This is a genomic window from Mesorhizobium sp. USDA 4775 (assembly GCF_054062655.1).
Genome location: NZ_JBSSFM010000001.1, coordinates 1,866,248 through 1,883,241, shown reverse-complemented (window position 1 = coordinate 1,883,241; position 16,994 = coordinate 1,866,248). Strand labels below are relative to the sequence as shown.

12 protein-coding genes and 2 pseudogenes are annotated in these 16,994 nt (G+C 63.4%); 9 read left to right on the top strand and 5 right to left on the bottom strand.

Features of this window, described 5'->3' with window-relative positions; translation table 11 throughout:
• Nucleotides 1–97: 97 nt before the first annotated feature.
• Together rhaI and ACVILI_RS09195 are read right to left on the bottom strand one after the other, a co-directional pair.
• Complete coding sequence (gene rhaI / locus ACVILI_RS09200; protein ID WP_038644510.1) at nt 98–1,390, bottom strand: L-rhamnose catabolism isomerase; 1,293 nt, start codon at nt 1,388–1,390, stop codon at nt 98–100.
• Nucleotides 1,391–1,489: 99 nt separating this feature from the next.
• On the bottom strand, nt 1,490–3,592 hold the full coding sequence (locus ACVILI_RS09195; RefSeq protein ID WP_019863185.1) for a bifunctional rhamnulose-1-phosphate aldolase/short-chain dehydrogenase: 2,103 nt from the start codon (nt 3,590–3,592) through the stop codon (nt 1,490–1,492).
• A 184-nt stretch (nt 3,593–3,776) separates the two neighbouring features.
• Between ACVILI_RS09195 and ACVILI_RS09190 the strand changes: the two genes are divergently transcribed.
• The 9 genes and pseudogenes from ACVILI_RS09190 (at nt 3,777) to ACVILI_RS09150 (ending at nt 12,800) form a co-directional block, all read left to right on the top strand.
• Nucleotides 3,777–4,580 (top strand): DeoR/GlpR family DNA-binding transcription regulator, encoded by an 804-nt coding sequence (locus tag ACVILI_RS09190; protein ID WP_010913443.1) that lies wholly within the window; start codon nt 3,777–3,779, stop codon nt 4,578–4,580.
• 54 nt (nt 4,581–4,634) lie between these two features.
• Nucleotides 4,635–5,630, top strand: coding sequence for a rhamnose ABC transporter substrate-binding protein (gene rhaS, locus ACVILI_RS09185; protein WP_010913442.1), 996 nt, complete (start codon nt 4,635–4,637; stop codon nt 5,628–5,630).
• Between the two features lie 83 nt (nt 5,631–5,713).
• Nucleotides 5,714–6,523: pseudogene (locus ACVILI_RS09180) on the top strand (ATP-binding cassette domain-containing protein); the annotation flags it as partial.
• 156 nt (nt 6,524–6,679) lie between these two features.
• Entirely contained in the window at nt 6,680–8,308 is a 1,629-nt protein-coding gene (locus tag ACVILI_RS09175; RefSeq protein ID WP_038655116.1) for an IS1634 family transposase, read from the top strand.
• A 77-nt stretch (nt 8,309–8,385) separates the two neighbouring features.
• A pseudogene (locus tag ACVILI_RS09170) lies at nt 8,386–9,144 on the top strand (ATP-binding cassette domain-containing protein); the annotation flags it as partial.
• The gene (locus ACVILI_RS09165; RefSeq protein ID WP_019863182.1) at nt 9,141–10,118 is read left to right on the top strand and encodes an ABC transporter permease; all 978 of its coding nucleotides are present in this window, start codon (nt 9,141–9,143) and stop codon (nt 10,116–10,118) included. The pseudogene ACVILI_RS09170 and the gene ACVILI_RS09165, both read left to right, overlap by 4 nt.
• Nucleotides 10,115–11,110 (top strand): ABC transporter permease, encoded by a 996-nt coding sequence (locus ACVILI_RS09160; RefSeq protein WP_038644507.1) that lies wholly within the window; start codon nt 10,115–10,117, stop codon nt 11,108–11,110. Before ACVILI_RS09165 ends, ACVILI_RS09160 begins: the two co-directional genes overlap by 4 nt.
• A complete protein-coding gene (gene rhaM / locus ACVILI_RS09155) occupies nt 11,110–11,427 on the top strand; it encodes an L-rhamnose mutarotase (RefSeq protein ID WP_038644505.1) in 318 nt (105 codons plus the stop codon). The genes ACVILI_RS09160 and rhaM overlap by 1 nt, the downstream gene beginning before the upstream one ends.
• Entirely contained in the window at nt 11,424–12,800 is a 1,377-nt protein-coding gene (locus ACVILI_RS09150; RefSeq protein ID WP_038644503.1) for an FGGY-family carbohydrate kinase, read from the top strand. Before rhaM ends, ACVILI_RS09150 begins: the two co-directional genes overlap by 4 nt.
• On the opposite strand, the gene ACVILI_RS09145 is transcribed toward ACVILI_RS09150, so the two are convergent.
• The 3 genes from ACVILI_RS09145 to galE form a co-directional block, all read right to left on the bottom strand.
• Entirely contained in the window at nt 12,801–14,627 is a 1,827-nt protein-coding gene (locus tag ACVILI_RS09145) for an alanine racemase (RefSeq protein WP_038644501.1), read from the bottom strand.
• A gap of 1 nt (nt 14,628) precedes the next feature.
• Nucleotides 14,629–15,879, bottom strand: coding sequence for a D-amino acid dehydrogenase (locus ACVILI_RS09140; protein WP_240565287.1), 1,251 nt, complete (start codon nt 15,877–15,879; stop codon nt 14,629–14,631).
• Nucleotides 15,880–15,980: 101 nt separating this feature from the next.
• Nucleotides 15,981–16,976, bottom strand: coding sequence for a UDP-glucose 4-epimerase GalE (galE, locus tag ACVILI_RS09135; RefSeq protein ID WP_038644497.1), 996 nt, complete (start codon nt 16,974–16,976; stop codon nt 15,981–15,983).
• Nucleotides 16,977–16,994 lie beyond the last annotated feature (18 nt).

The following is a 16,994-nucleotide window of genomic DNA, read 5'->3' as shown; positions in this document are numbered from 1 at the left end:
CGGGTTCTCCTGGCGGGGACGCCTAGAAGAGCCCGTCGCTGCGGCCGAGTCCACCTTCAACAATGGGCCAGGCGGATCAATTCTGATGTCAGGCGTGTCAGACAATTCCACCCGAGCCGCCGGCGACAGCCGGGCGTTCGGCCGCGACCTTGGCGCGGTAGCCCGCTGCCCGGTAGGCGGCGACCGGATCGATGGCGCCCCCGGTTTTCAGCCGCGCCATGGCCAGGATCGGCTCGACATCGGTGCGGTAGGCCGCCTTCAGCGTCTGCGTCGCCATCAGCGCGTCATTGCCGTCCTGAAAACCTTCGAGCGCCTTGCGGTCGACCAGCAACGCCTGCGCATAGGCGCGCTGCACCTCGACCGCCGAGAGCATCAGGCTTTCAATCGGATCGGTGACGTTGTGGCTCTGGTCGAGCATGTGGGCCGGATCGAAACCCTCGGCGCCGGACAGTTCGGCATCGACCAGTTCGTTGAAGACCAGGAACAGCCGGTAAGGATCGATCGAACCGGCGTCGAGATCGTCGTCGCCATATTTCGAATCGTTGAAGTGGAAGCCGCCGAGCTTCTTGAACTGGATCAGCCGCGACACGATCATCTCGATGTTGACATTGGGCGCGTGGTGGCCGAGGTCGACCAGGCAGAAGGCCCTGTCGCCCAATTCCTTGGCGATAAGGTAGTTGGTGCCCCAGTCCTGCACGACCGTGGAATAGAAGGCCGGCTCGTACATCTTGTGTTCGGTGAACAGTTTCCAGTCGGCGGGCAGCCCGGCATAAACCTCCTTCATGGCATCGAGGTAGCGCTCGAAGGCTTTGGCGAAATTGACCTGGCCCGGAAAGTTCGAGCCGTCACCGATCCACACCGTCAGCGCCTTGGAGCCGAGCGTCTTGCCGATCTCGATGCATTCGAGATTGTGCTCTACCGCCTGCCGGCGGGTGCCGGCGTCGGCATGCGACAGCGAGCCGAACTTGTAGGAGAGTTTCTGGTCCCTGGCATCGGAGAATGTGTTGGAGTTCATGGCATCGAAGCCGAGGCCGAAGCGCGAGGCCGCCTGCTTCAGCCGGTTCGGATCGGCCTTGTCCCATGGAATGTGCAGGGAGACGGTCGGCGTCGCCTGCGTCAACTGGCTGATGACGGCGCAATCCTCGATCTTGTCGAAAATATCGCGCGGCTCGCCGGCGCCGGGAAAGCGCGCAAAGCGCGTGCCGCCGGTGCCGACGCCCCATGAGGGGATGGCCACGGCGAATTTCTCGACCTTGTCGCGGATGGCGTCGATGGCGATGCCGCGGCGATCCAAGCGTTCCCCAAGGGAGGCGTAGTCGCGCTCTAGGTCGGGCTTACGGGCGGCGTTGTGGCTGTCGACGATTTCGGCGGAAATGATGGTTTCGGACAAGTACTGGTTCCTCCCAAATGCGTTCCGTCAGCGCTGCCCCTCATCCGGCCCTTCGGGCCACCTTCTCCCCGTGAACGGGGAGAAGGGAAGCGCTCCAAATCAGCGCGTAAAGCTCTGCGCGTTGCCGGCGTCGACGTTGATGATGTTGCCGGTCGATTTGGCCGACATGTCGGAGGCGAAGAAATAGATCGCCTCGGCGATGTCTTCCGGGAAGACCGAGCGCTTCAGCATCGAGCGCGAACGATAATGCTCTTCGAGGTCGTCCGTGGACATCTTGTAGGCGGCGGCGCGCTGTTCCTTCCACTCGCCGGTCCAGATTTTCGAGCCGCGCAGCACGGCGTCCGGATTGACGACATTGACCCTGATCTGGGCTTCCGCGCCTTCAAGCGCGAGACACCGGGCGAGATGGATTTCGGCGGCCTTGGCCGTGCAGTAGGCGGCGGCGTTGGGCGAGGCGGCAAGGCCGTTCTTGGAGGCGACGAAGACGACATTGCCGCCGATCTTCTGCACCCGGAACAGCCGGAACGCTTCCCGCGAGACCAGGAAATAGCCGGTCGACAGGATGTCCATGTTCTTGTTCCACAGCGCCAGCGACGTCTCCTCGATCGGCGCCGAGGAGGCGAGACCCGCGTTGGAGACCAGAATGTCGATGCCGCCGAACTCGACCGCCGTCTCGGCAAAGCCCGAAACGACCTGGTCTTCCGAGGTGACGTTGATCACAACCGGGCGGACGAAATCCTTGCCATAGGCTTTCGCCAGTTCCTCATTGGCGCTGGCCAATGCAGCCTCATCGATGTCGGCCAGCACCACGCAGGCGCCTTCGCGCAGCAGCCGGTTTGCGGTCGCCCGGCCAATGCCGCCGGCGCCACCAGTGACCAGCGCGATCTGGCCGGCGAGCGATTTCGGCTTCGGCATGCGCTGCAATTTGAGATCCTCGAGCAGCCAGTATTCGATGTCGAAGGCTTCCTGGGCGGGCAGGCCGACATAGGACGAAACGGTCGAGGCGCCGCGCATGACATTGATGGCGTTGACGTAGAATTCGCCGGAAATTCGCGCCGTCGCCTTGTCGCCGGCGAAGGTGAACATGCCGACGCCGGGCATCAAATAGACCACGGCATTGGGATCGCGGATGGCGGGCGAATCCGGATGCTTGCAGCTGTCGTAATAGGCCTGGTAGCCGACGCGGTATTCGGCGATGTCGTCGGCGAGGCGCGCAATGACGGCATCGACATCGGGTTTTGCCGGATCGAACTCGATAACCAGCGGGCGGATCTTGGTGCGCAGGAAATGGTCCGGGCAAGAGGTGCCGAGTGCCGCCAGCGGACGCAAATCCCTGGAGTTGACGAATTCGAGCACGGCGGCGGAATCGTCGAAATGGCCAAGCTTGTGGCTCTTTTCCGAGATCAGGCCGCGGATTTTCGGCATCAGTTTCGCCGCGACGGCGCGCCGCTCCTTGGCATCGAGCGACTTGACCACTTCGCCGCCGAAGATGGCGAGGCCCTCGGAGCGGCGCTCGAACCACTCGATCGCCTGGTTGATCACCGAGATCGTCGTCTCGTAGCATTCCTTGGGCGTGTCGCCCCAGGTGAACAGGCCGTGGCTTTCGAGGATGACGCCCTTGGCGGCGGGGTGTTCGAGGCAGAACCTCTCCAGCCACAGGCCAAGCTCGAAGCCCGGCCGCTTCCACGGCAGCCAGCCGATGGCATCGCCGAAGATCTCCTTGGTCAGCGCTTTGGAATCCTTCGCCGCGGCAATGGCGATGATGGCGTCGGGATGCATATGATCGACAAACGGCTTCGGCACATAGGCGTGCAGCGGCGTGTCGATCGAGGCCGCGCGTGGGTTCAGATTGAACGTGCAGTGGGGCAGATATCCCACCATCTCGTCCTCATGCTCGACGCCGCGATAAAGGCCTTTCAGCGCGCGCAATTTGTCCATGTAGAGCGTGGCGAAGCCGTCAAGCTTGATCGAGGCGCTGTCGCCGCCCGAACCCTTGACCCACAGCACTTCGACAGTCTCGCCGCTGAGCGGGTCCTTCTGCCATATCTTGGAGGAGGTGTTGCCGCCGCCATAGTTGGTGACACGCTTGTCGGAACCAAGCGTGTTCGAACGATACACCAGAAGCTCGGGGTCGCTCATCCCTTGGGTTTTCGCATCATCCCAAAGATTGGCAAGGCGCGAGCCGGAGCGCTTATCGAGCATAGGTATCCTCCCTGGGACGCAAAAAGCCGCAGTCCATTTTGCCCGGAATGTCTACGCAAGCATCTCGCTTGTCAATCATAAACGATCAAGATCGATCATATTGCACTGCACAATGAAATTATATGATCGGAAATGATTGACACTGCTCGTTATGAGTGCCTAGATGGCCAGGCAGGGAGGAACCATGCACGAAAAAGAGCGCCACAGGATCATTCTGTCCGCCGTCCAGGAAAAGCCTGTGGTGACGGTGCAGGAAATGGTCGACCTGACGGAGTCGTCGGAGGCGACGATCCGGCGCGATATCGCGGCTCTGCATGTGCAAAAGCGCCTGCGCCGGGTGCGCGGTGGCGCGGAAGCGATTTCGCCACCGCAATTCATCGGCCTGGCCGGCCGGCCCTTTTCCGTCAACGAAACGATCAACGCTTCGCAGAAGAGGGCGATCGCCCGGGAAGCGGTCGAATTGTGCGGGGATGGCGAGCCGATCATCATCAATGGCGGCACCACCACCTTCCAGATGGTGCATTTTCTGACCGGTCGGCGCATGCCGATCTTCACCAATTCGTTCCCGATCGCCGAGCATCTGCTCAAGCACTCGAAGAACACGGTGATGCTGTCGGGCGGCACTATCTATCGCGAGCAGAACATCATCCTGTCACCCTTCGACAATGACGTGACGCGCAATTTCTATGCACGCCGCATGTTCATGGGCGCGCAAGGGCTGGGACCGCTCGGCCTGATGGAAGGCGACCCGCTGCTGATCCAGGCGGAGCAGAAGCTGATCGACCAGGCAGACGAGCTGGTGGTGCTGGTCGACTCCTCGAAATTCCGCAAGCGCTCCAGCCTGATCCTGTGCGGGTTGTCGCGCATCGCCACCGTCATCACCGATGACGGCATCGAGGATCGCGAAGCCAAGATGTTGGAGACCGCGGGCGTGACGCTGATCGTCGCCCGCAAGACGGCAAAGGAAGAATCTTCACTGCAGGCCTGAGACACCTCACGCCCGCAGCGGCGATGGAATGCAACGCTCAAGGGAGGATATGCGATGAGCTTTTTGAAGAAACTGATGGTGACGGCCGCATTCTCGGCCGCCATGTTCGTGAATGCCGCCTATGCCGAAAACGTCAAGATCGCACTGGTGGTGAAGTCGCTCGGCAACGGCTTCTTCGACGCCGCCAACAAGGGCGCCGAAGAGGCGGCCAAGGAACTCGGCGATGTCGACATCATCTACACCGGCCCGACCAAGGCGACCGCCGAAGCGCAGATCGAAGTGGTCAACTCGCTGATCGCGCAGAAGGTCAACGCCATCGCCATTTCGGCCAATGACGCGGACGCGCTGGTGCCGGTGCTGAAGAAGGCCATGGAGCGCGGCATCACCGTCATCTCCTGGGATTCGGGCGTTGCCAAGGAAGGCCGCCAGCTTCACCTCAACCCGTCCGACACCGGCCTGATCGGCGAGACGATCATCAAGCTTGCCGCCGACTATCTGCCGGAAGGCGGCGATGTCGCCATCCTGTCGGCCTCCTCGACCGCGACCAACCAGAACGCCTGGATCGACGCGGCCAAGAAGGTGCTGCCGGAGAAGTTCCCCAAGATCAAGCTCGTCGCCACCGTCTATGGCGACGATGATTCGGCCAAGAGCACCGATGAAGCCAAGGGCCTGCTGAAGTCCTATCCGAACCTCAAGGCGATCATCGCGCCGACCACCGTCGGCGTTGTTGCCGCCGCCCAGGTCGTCACCGACGAGAAGCTGATCGGCAAGGTCAATGTCACCGGTCTGGCGCTGCCGTCCGAGTTCAAGAAGTTCATCGACAACGGCGCCAGCCAGGCGGTCGCGCTGTGGAACCCGATCGACCTCGGCTACTCCGCCGTCTACCTCGCTCACGACCTGGCGGTGAAGAAGGAAGAGGCCAAGCCCGGTGCGACGCTGTCGATCGGCCGCGTCGGCAAGGTCACGCTCGACGACTCGAACTCGGCCGCAATGGCTCCGCCCTTCCAGTTCGACAAGACCAACATCGAGAAGTTCTCCAAGATCTATTGATCTGGAGCCTTTCAAGCCGTCGCGGCGGGGCTCACATCCCGCCGCGATTTTAAACGGACCTACTTTCAGGGCTTGATACGACCATGGACACGACAGCCCAGCACGGCACGGTGAAGGAGGGGCCAGCGGCCTCCGCGCCAAGCCTGTCGCTGTCCGGCATCTCGAAAAGCTTTCCCGGCGTGCGCGCGCTGCACAATGTCAGTCTGTCGCTCTACCCCGGCCAGGTGACGGCACTGATCGGCGAGAACGGCGCCGGCAAGTCGACGCTGGTCAAGATCATGACCGGCATCTATCAGTCGGATTCGGGCACGATCAGCATCGACGGCCAGGCCGTCACCTTGCCCAGCGCGCATGCCGCCTTCGGCCATGGCGTCACCGCCATCCATCAGGAAACCGTGCTGTTCGACGATCTGAGCGTCGCCGAAAACATCTTTCTCGGCCACGCGCCGCGCACACGGCTAGGCACCATCGACTGGCGCACGATGCGCAAAAATGCCCGCGAAGTGCTCGACACCATGCATGCCGGCCATATCGACGCCGATGCGCGCCTGAAAGATCTCGGCATCGCCAACAAGCATCTCGTCGCGGTGGCGCGCGCCATGTCGATCGACGCGCAGATCGTCATCATGGACGAGCCGACAGCAGCCCTTTCGATGAAGGAGATCGAGGAGCTGTTCCTGCTCATCGAATTCCTCAAGGAGGAAGGCAAGGCGATCCTGTTCATCAGCCACAAGTTCGACGAGATTTACCGCATCGCCGACCGCTACACGGTGTTCCGCGACGGCGAGATGGTTGGCGAAGGCCTGATCAAGGATGCTGGCCAGAGCCAGATCGTGCGCATGATGGTCGGCCGCTCGGTCGACCACATCTTCCCGCAGCGCAAGGCCCAACTTGAACAGTTGGACGTGAACGGATAGCGAACACTGTCCGTTAAGCCATTGAATTCATTTGCCTTGAATTTCGGGCGCGAAAATGTGTGGTAACAACATTTGTGCTGTTTGCTCTGTTTTGTCTGGATTTGACGGCATTTATTTACTAACAACGCTGGCATGTTTGTCGTTGAGAGAGTCGCGCGCGGCCATCGCTATCTCTACCTCGTGGAAAGTGTCCGCGACGGCAAAACCGTTCGCCAGCGCACGATAAAGGCACTGGGCCGCAAGGATGCGCTGGTTGCCAGCGGCGAACTTGACAGATTGGCGGCCTCGATTGCGCGCCATGGCGAACGCAGCCTCATCCTGTCCGACATTGACGCGGGGCGGATTGCCTCTCGCCGCATTGGCGGTCCGCTGTTGTTCGGGCGGCTGTGGCAGCGGCTCGGGATTGGCGATGTGCTGGAAGAGGTGCTGGAAGGGCGCCAGTTCGGCTTTGCGGTGGAACGGGCGGTGTTCATTGGCACGTTGCATCGGCTGTTCGTGTCGGGCTCGGACCGCGACTGCGCGAACTGGATGGCCGATTATGGTATCGAGGGCGCCGAGGGTCTGGCGCTCCATCACTTTTACCGGGCCATGGCGTGGCTGGGCGAGGAACGCGGCGAAAAGGCGCAAGGCGCGCTGGTGGCGCGCTGCGTGAAAGACGTGATCGAGGAAAAGCTCTTCGCGCGCCGGCAGGACCTGTTCACCGACCTCAGCCTTGTGTTCATGGACACAACCTCGTTATCCTTCTACGGCGCGGGCGGCGAGACGCTGGGCAAGCGCGGGCATTCCAAGGACTTCCGCCCCGATCTGGCGCAAATGATCCTGGCGCTGGTCGTTGATGGCGAGGGCCGGCCGATCTGCACCGAGATGGTGCCTGGCAACACCGCTGACGTGACCGTCCTGTTGCCGGTGGTCGATCGGCTGCGAACGCGCTTCGGCGTCACACGCGCCTGCGTTGTCGCCGATCGCGGCATGATCAGCGCCGATACCATCGCCGCGCTCGAAAAGCTGGGCATGGAATACATTCTGGGGGCCCGCGAACGCTCGAGCAGCGTGATCCACAACGTCGTGCTCAATGACACGGCGCCGATGGTTCCGCTCGTTCTCGAGCGCCAGCGCGGTGAAACTCAGTTGTGGGTCAAAGAGGTCAAGTTCGGTAAAGACCGCTACATCGTCAGCCGCAATGACGCCGAGGCCGAGAAGGACAAGGCCGACCGCCAGGCGATCATCGCCGGCCTCGAGGCACAGCTCAAGAAGGGCGACAAGGCACTGGTCGGCAACTCGGCCTACCGGCGTTACCTCAAGGCCGGCGGCAAGAACTTCAAGATCGATGTCGGCAAGCTTGCCGAGGAAGCCCGCTACGACGGTATCACCGTGGTGCGGACCAACGCGAAGGTGACCCCGCTCCAGGCCGTGCTGCGGTATCGCGATTTGCTCGAGGTCGAGAGCCTGTTCCGCGCCGCCAAGGCAACCTTCAATACCCGGCCGATCTTCCACCAATCCGATGCCGCCATCCGCGGGCATGTGTTCTGCTCGTTCCTGGCGCTCGTGCTCAGCAAGGAACTGCGCCGCCTCTGCCGGGCCAAAGGCCTGACGCCCGAATGGCAGCCGCTCCTACGCGATCTCGATCGCCTCCAGGAAGCCACCATCGAAAAGGATGGTCGCATCGTCACAACCAGAACTCACGTCACCGGCCAAGTGGGCAACGTCTTCAAGGCAGCTGGCATCGCTCTGCCACACAACCTCGACGAACAACTCGCCTGAGATCCCCCCAAAATGTAGTGGTAACACGCGCCGGCGCGCGCCTAACATGCTGACTTAATGACATATTCTCACAGGCGGTGTTTAAGTCGGGCAAGGCCGAGATCGGTGCGCCGGTGCTCTCCGTCTCGGGCCTGTCGCACCCGACCGAGTTCAACAATATCGGCTTCGAGCTGCACAAGGGCGAAATCCTCGGCTTCTACGGCCTCGTCGGCGCCGGGCGCAGCGAAGTCATGCAGGCTATCTCAGGCATCACGCGCACATCAGGCGGCACGATCACGCTGGAAGGCAAGGCGATAGCGCCGAAAACGGCGGCGGATTCGATCGAGGCCGGCATCGTCTATGTGCCGGAGGAACGCGGCAAGCAGGGCGTGGTGATCGGCCTGCCGATCTTCCAGAACGTCTCGCTGCCCTCGCTCAAGCGTACCTCCAAGTCAGGCCTGCTGCGGCTGGCGGAAGAGTTTTCGCTCGCCCGCTCCTACACCGAGCGGCTTGACCTCAGGGCCTCGTCGCTCAGCCAGGATGTCGGCACGCTGTCGGGCGGCAACCAGCAGAAGATCGTCATCGCCAAGTGGCTGGCGACCGCGCCCAAGGTGATCATCCTGGACGAGCCGACCAAGGGCATCGATATCGGCTCGAAAGCCGCCGTGCACGGCTTCATGGCCGAGCTGGTAGCGCAGGGCCTGTCGGTGATCATGGTGTCGTCGGAACTGCCGGAGATACTCGGCATGTCCGACCGGGTGGTGGTCATGCGCGAGGGCCTTGTCGCGGCGGTCTATGACAATAAGTGGCTGGACGCCGAGACGCTGGTCCGGACGGCAGCGGGGATCGCGGCATGAAGGCTTTTCTGAAATACCGCGAGATCTGGCTGGCCGCGGCGATCGTTGTTTTGATCGGGCTGATCTCAACCCGCTTCCCGGCCTTCGCCGACCCCGGCAATCTGCGCCAGGTGTTCAACGACACCTCGATCCTGATGATCCTGGCGCTCGGCCAGATGGTGGTCATCCTGACACGGTCGATCGACCTGTCGATGGCCTCCAACCTCTGCTTCACCGGCATGGTGGTGGCGATGCTGAACGCCGCGCACCCGGCGATCCCGATCCCGGCACTGATCGTCATCGCGCTGGCGGTCGGGCTGGTGCTCGGCGCCATCAACGGCCTTCTGGTGTGGCGGCTGAACATCCCCTCGATCGTGGTGACTTTGGGCACACTCACCATCTATCGCGGCGCCACCTTCGTCCTGTCCGGCGGCGCCTGGGTCAATGCCGACAAGATGAGCCCGGATTTCATCGGTTTCCAGCGCGCGGCCTTCCTCGGCATTCCGGTGCTGTCCTGGATCGCCATCCTGGTCATCGCGCTGTTCTTCGTGCTGATGACACGCACCGCGCTCGGCCGCTCGATCTATGCCATCGGCGTCAACCCGACGGCGTCGGTCTATACCGGCATCGATGTCGGCCGCACGAAATTCATCGTCTTCTGCATCTCCGGCATGATCGGCGGGCTTGCCGGCTACCTCTGGATCTCGCGCTACGTCATCGCCTCGGTCGAGGTCGCCAACGGTTATGAACTCAACATCATCGCCGCCTGCGTCATCGGCGGCATCTCGATCGCCGGCGGCATCGGCTCGGTCGGCGGCGCGGTGCTTGGCGCGCTGTTCCTCGGCATCATCTCCAACGCGCTGCCGGTCATCAACATCTCGCCCTTCTGGCAGATGGCGATTTCGGGCAGCGCCATCATCCTGGCTGTTGTGCTCAACGCGCGCGGTGAACGCCAGCAAGGCCGCATCATCCTGAGAAAGGCAGAGGTGGCATGACCGACATCCCTGCCCCGCGGCATATTCCCGACCGGCTCGACAGGCCGTTTCGCTCGGCGATCTTTTCCTGGGAGGCGCTGTTGATCGTGGTGGCCGTCGCCATCTTCGCCATCAACAGTTTTGCCTCACCCTATTTCCTCGACCCTTATTCGCTGTCCGATCTCACCTTCAACTTCACCGAGAAGGGCCTGATCGCCTTTGCAATGGCATTGCTGATCATTTCGGGCGAGATCGATCTGTCGGTGGCCGCCATCATCGCACTGGCATCCACCATGATGGGCATGGCGGTGCAGGCCGGCGCGGACACGCCGGTGCTGGTGCTGATCGGCATCGTCGTAGGCCTCGGCTGCGGCGCCTTCAACGGGCTGTTGGTGACAAGGCTCGGCCTGCCCTCAATCGTCGTCACAATAGGCACAATGAGCCTGTTCCGCGGCATCGCCTTCATCATCCTCGGCGACCAGGCCTATAAGGGCTATCCCGAAAGCTTCGCCTTCTTCGGCCAGGGCTATGTCTGGTGGGTGGTCTCGTTCGAGTTGGTGCTCTTCCTCATCGCCGCCGTCGTCTACTGGTTCCTGCTGCATCGCACGAGTTTCGGCCGCCGCGTCTTTGCCATCGGCAACAATCCGGTCGCGGCGCAGTTTTCCGGCGTGCGCGTCGGCCGCATCAAATTCATCCTGTTCTGCCTGACCGGACTGATGTCAGGCATCGCCTCGGTACTGATCACCTCGCGGCTCGGCTCGACGAGGCCGTCGATCGCGCAAGGCTATGAGCTGGAAGTCATCACCATGGTGGTGCTCGGCGGCATCAGCATTCTGGGGGGGGCCGGTAGCATTGTCGGCGTCGTACTCGCCGCCTTCATCATGGGGCTGGTGACGTTCGGGCTCGGCCTGCTCAACGTGCCCGGCATCGTCATGTCGATCTTCATCGGCGTGCTGCTGATCATCGTCATCGCCCTGCCGATTGTCTGGCGGCGGCTGCGTGGTAACAGCTGATGCCTGAGAAATACGCGTTCAAGATGAAGCTCAAACCGGGCATGAAGGCCGAGTACAGGAAGCGCCATGACGAGATCTGGCCGTCGCTGGTCGCGCTCTTGAAGCAGGCCGGCGTGTCCGACTACTCAATCCATCTCGACGAAGAGACCAACATCCTGTTCGGCGTGCTGTGGCGGCGCGACGATCACGGCATGGCCGAATTGCCGAAGCACCCGGTGATGCAGCGCTGGTGGGCTCACATGGCCGACATCATGGAAACGAAGCCGGACAATGAGCCGGTGGCCGTGCCGCTGGAAACTATGTTCCATATGGCATGAGCGCGCTTCGCCACATCGCCGTCATCGACATCGGCAAGACCAACGCCAAGGTGGCGCTTGTCGACCTCGCGACATTGAGCGAGGTGGCGCTGCGCCGCGTGGCAAATGCGCCGCTGCGGCAGGCGCCCTACCCACATCACGATGTCGAGGCGCTGTGGACATTCATCCTCGACAGCCTTGCCGGCCTCAACCGCGAACGGCGCATCGACGCCATATCGATCACTACGCATGGCGCGACGAGTGCGCTGGTCGATGCTTCGGGCGAACTGGTTCTACCGGTGCTGGACTATGAGTTCGACGGCCCCGACAGGCTGGCGGCGGACTATGACGCTGTTCGACCGCCCTTCGCCGAGACCGGGACGCCGCGCCTGCCAATCGGCCTCAATCTCGGCGCGCAACTCTTTTGGCAGCAGAAGTGCTTTCCGGCCGCGTTCGCGCATGCGGCCGCGATTCTGATGTACCCGCAATACTGGGCGCTGCGCCTGACCGGCGTCGCCGCCAACGAAGTGACCTCGCTTGGTTGCCACACCGATCTGTGGAATCCATGGCATGCCGACTTTTCGTCGCTGGTCGATCGGTTGGATTGGCGCGGCCTGATGGCACCGGTGCGGTCGGCCAGGGATCGCCTCGGTCCGATCCTGCCAGCGCTTGCCGCGCGCACCGGCCTTGATGCGCAAACCCCCGTGTTCTGCGGCCTGCACGATTCCAACGCCTCGCTGCTGCCGCATCTCCTGTCCGACGTGCCGCCCTTTTCGGTCGTCTCGACCGGCACTTGGGTGGTGTCGATGGCGGTGGGCGGCAGGACGGTCGGCCTCGATCCGGCGCGCGATACTTTGGTCAATGTCAACGCACTGGGCGACCCCATCCCCTCGGCCCGTTTCATGGGCGGCCGCGAATTTTCCGTGCTGACGGAAGGCCGGCCGGAGACTTGGAGCGACGCTGATGTGCTGGCCGTGCTCGCGCGAAAGACATTGCTGCTGCCGTCGACGCAACAGGGATCAGGCCCGTTCCCAGATCAGGCTGCGACATGGCTCAATGCCGACGGCATGAACAATGGCCAGCGCTTTGCCTCCATCTCGTTCTACCTGGCACTGATGACGGCGACCTGCCTCGACCTGATCGGCGCCGATGGCCCGACCACCGTCGAAGGACCGTTTGCCCGCAATCGCCTGTTTGTCGGCATGCTGGCCGCAAGCACAGGCCGCGCCGTCGTCGCCTCTGAAGCGGCCACGGGAACCAGCATCGGCGCGGCACTGCTGGCGTCCGATCAGGTCACGGCGCATGGCAAGGGCGCGCGACTGGAACCGCCGACCGACCCGGCCTGGGCAGCCTATGTCAGGGCGTGGCGCGCGGCGGTCGAAGCACGGGGCTGATCACAGGATCCGCTTGCCGAAGGCCGACATGACGAAGTTCACGGTGTCAGCGCCGATCCTGGGCTCCATATGCTTGGTCAGGCCCGAAATATCCATCGACAGCAGGCCGCCGGAGAGCGCGATCGCCTCCATCGCCTGATGCGTCTCTCGCACCGTCAGCCCGCCGGAGCCAGCCGCCCAGCCGGCGAATTCAGTCGCTGTCGGCGAATAGCTGAGATGAAAGCCTTGCGTGCCCGATGTGGCGATGCGGATCGCCTCATGCATCAGGTCGCGCATGCCCATGGCGTCGATATCGGTCATGGTGAAGGCCGACACTCGCGAATCCTTCAGCACCCGCGCCTCGGCCGGGTCGGCATGGCGCAGGCCGACGATGACGACATTTTCCGGCGACAGCTGCGGCTGCAGCGCGCCGGCCTTGTGATCGAGGCCGAGGGTCCGGGCCAGCACAGAACCTTCCGGCAGGTCGATGCCCTCTTCGTCTTCCGGCATCAGCGCGGCTATGGAATCGATCCAGATCAGGCCGAAGGAGTGCGTCGCGCGCGCCGTCGCCGTCAGCGCCCTGTGGGCGATTCGGCGATCGGCGCCGGCACTCAGCCGGATCAACCCGGAGGGCGGCCGCTCGACATCGGTGAGTTCCACGACGTCGAAATTCATCGCCTCCAACCGCGCGCCGGTCCCCTCGCGGGCAAGAATGCCGGCGGCTTCCTGTTCGGCCGAGATCGACACCATCTTGTGGCCGGAAAAGTCGGCGACGTCATGCATCGGGGCCTTTTCGACATATTCCGACGTCATCGCCAGCAGCATGGCGCCATAGCTCATGCGGAAGGCGACGCGGTCGCCGACGACCGGCGGCGGGTCGGCGTCCTGCACGTCGAGCAGCAGATGGTCGCTGGAGGCGCCGAGAACGCGAATCCCCTTGGCGATCGGCGTCAGCCCTTCGACCAGCACATCCTCGCGGCCGATATTGGCGATGGCGCGCAGCCTGTCGCCCTCGTCGGGAAAGACCGGCTGGTTGCCGAAGGCGTCGTAGCCGGACTCGCCGATCGGCCGCGACGGCTTCAGCTTGACCTCGATGACGTCGCTGGTCAGGCGGCAGGCGTCGGTCTCGAGTTCGGCCCATGGCACATCGCGGAAGGTTTCGACGCCGCCTTGCAGGATCGCCTCGCCGACCCGGAGATTGTTGATGCCGGCGGGCAGTTTGCCTTCGAGCAGCAGCGTCAACGACGACGAGGCGCCGCCGGAGATCCAGTCGAGGCTTTTGCCGGACAGGCGTTCGGTCTTGTAGGCATGGGCGACGAGTTGGCCGAGATTCTCCGGTGTCGGCATGATGGCGCCGAAACAGCCGAGATTGGTGCCGATGCCGGCGACGCGCACGCCCTTGAACTCGAGGATCCGCTCGACGGTGGGGATCAGGTCGCTCGGCCAGATGCCTTCGCGCAGGTCGCCGAGATCGATCATCAGCATGATGTCGTGGACGCGGCCCATGCGCTCGGCGATGCGCGAGATCTCGCGGATGGTGGCGAGTTCCGACTGCAGGCTGATGTCGACGGTGCGCACCACCTCCTCGATGCGCGCCATGGGTGGACTGCGCAGCAGCATGATCGGCGCGTTGATGCCGCTGTCGCGCAGCCGGCGGATGTTTTCGAAACGCGATTCGGCAATGCCGGCGACGCCGCCGCGCAGCATGGCACGCGCCACTTGCGGCATGCCGCACATGCCCTTGGTGACACCGAACACCTTGATGCCGGACAGGGCGCAGCGGTCGACAATGGTGCGGGCGTTGCGCTCGATACGGCCAAGGTCGATGGCGACTTGCGGTCCCGACATCCTATCCCCCGTACACAAGCCCCTGCGGGTCGATCTCGGGCTTACGGCCGGCAACGAGGTCGGCCAGGAATTTTCCGGAGCCGCAGGCCATGGTCCAGCCGACATGGCCGTGGCCGGTGTCGAGATAGAGGTTTTGATAGCGTGCCTGGCCAATGACCGGCACGGAGCCCGGCATCATCGGCCTGAGGCCCGCCCAGAGCTCCGCCTTCTTCTCGTCGAAAGCGCCGGGAAAGAGGTCCTTTGCGGTCCTGAACATGGTGGCAAAGTCGCTGGGCTTGTGGGAGCGGTCGAAGCCGGTGAATTCAGCGGTCGAAGCCAGCCGCAACCGGTTGCCGAGCCTCGAATAGGCCATCAGCTGGTCCTCGTCGGCGCCGCCCATGGTCGGCCCCTTGCTCTCGTCTTCCAGCGGAATGGTCGCGGTATAGCCCTTCACCGGATAGACCGGCAGGTCGATGCCGTAGCGGCGGCCAAGCAGACCGCTTTCAGGCCCCATCGAGATGACGACGGCGTCACCGGTCACCGGTCCGCCCGAGGTCATCACCGCGCGCACCCGGTCGCCCTCTATGTCGAGACCCTCGACCGTCGTGCCGTAGAGGAATTTCACGCCGAGCTTTTCGGCGGCATGAGCGGCGAGCTTTTCCACGAACTTCCGGGAATCGCCGGTCTGGTCGATCGGCGAATAGACGCCGCCGGCGATCTTTTCCTTCACGCCGGCAAGGCCCGGCTCGAGCTCGACCAGCCGGTCGCGGCCGACGATCTCGATCGGCAGGCCGTGCTCGGCCAGATAGCGGTAATTGTCGGTGCCGATGTCGAGGCTGTGCTGCGAGCGGAAGAAATAGAGGATGCCTTTCTTGCGCTCGTCATAGTGGATGCCGGTGTCGGCCGAGATGGCGTTGATGCAGTCGCGCGAATAGAGCGCGAGGCGCAGCTTGACCTGGCTGTTGGCGCGCAGGCGGGCCACCGTGCATTGGCGCAGGAAACGCAGGCTCCAGGCGAGGAAATAGGGATCGAAGCGCAGCCGCACCTTGATGCCGAGATCATGATTGTAGAGCCCGCGCAGAAACGTCTTCAGCGCCGCCGGCGAGGCCCAGGCGGTGGCGTCACCCGGCGAAACCAGGCCGGCATTGGATTGGCTGGTGCCCCGCGCCGGCGCGACATGGCGCTCGATCACGGTGACCTCGTGGCCGTCGGCGGCCAGGTAATAGGCTGCTGCCGTACCGACAACGCCGGCGCCGAGCACCGTTATCTTCATGCCATCCCCCAAAAGCTCTCGGCGGCGCGGCGCCTCGACGCCGCGTCGCGACTGCTTCCATAGCGCGTCGCCGCGCGCCTTGCGAGCCCTCGGGGCTTGGCTCAGCCGCGGGCGGAGTTCTTGCTGGTCAGGATGCGCTCCCAGGCGAGTGCGTCGGCAACGATCTGGTCGAGATCGTCGCGTTGCGGCGTCCAACCGAGTTCCGCCCGGGCAAGGTCCGAATTGGCGACAACCGCCGCGGCGTCGCCGGGACGCCGGTCGCCCATCTTCACCTCGAAATCGTGGCCAAAGGCGCGGCGCACGCTCTCAATGACCTCGAGCACCGAATAGCCATGGCTGTAGCCGCAATTGGCGATGAGGCTCTGTCCCCCGGCGCGCAGCCGCTGCAGCGCCAGGCGATGCGCGGCTGCCAGGTCGCTGACATGGATATAGTCACGCATGCAGGTGCCGTCGGGCGTCGGGTAATCGGTGCCGAACACCTGCATGAAAGGCCGCTTGCCGAGCGCGGTCTCGCAGGCGACCTTGATCAGATGCGTGGCGCCCGGCGTCGACTGGCCGGTGCGGCCCTTGGGATCGGCGCCGGCGACGTTGAAATAGCGCAGCGCGGTGTAGCGGATGTCGTGCGCGAGGCCGGCATCGCGCAACATCCATTCGCTCATCAGCTTGGACAGGCCATAGGGCGATTCCGGCGCCAGACGGGCATCCTCGCGCACCGGCTCCAGCCCGGCGCCGCCATAGACGGCGGCGGTCGAGGAAAAGATGAAATGCGGCACGCCCTCGCGCACCGCGGTTTCGATCAGCGTGCGCGTCTTTGAGGTGTTGTTCTCATAGTAGGCGAGCGGCTCGGCGACCGATTCGGGGACCACGATGGAACCGGCGAAATGGATGATCGCGTCGACATGATTGTCCCTGATGATCGAACCGACCAATTCCTTGTCGGCGACATCGCCGACGACCAGCTTTGCCTCCGGCGCCACCGCCCATTCGAAGCCGGTGGAAAGGCGGTCGAGCACGACCACGCTTTCGCCCGCATCCAGCAATTCCCAGACCATGTGGCTGCCGATATAGCCGGCACCGCCTGTCACCAAAACCGTCATCCGCATCCTCGCATCTCA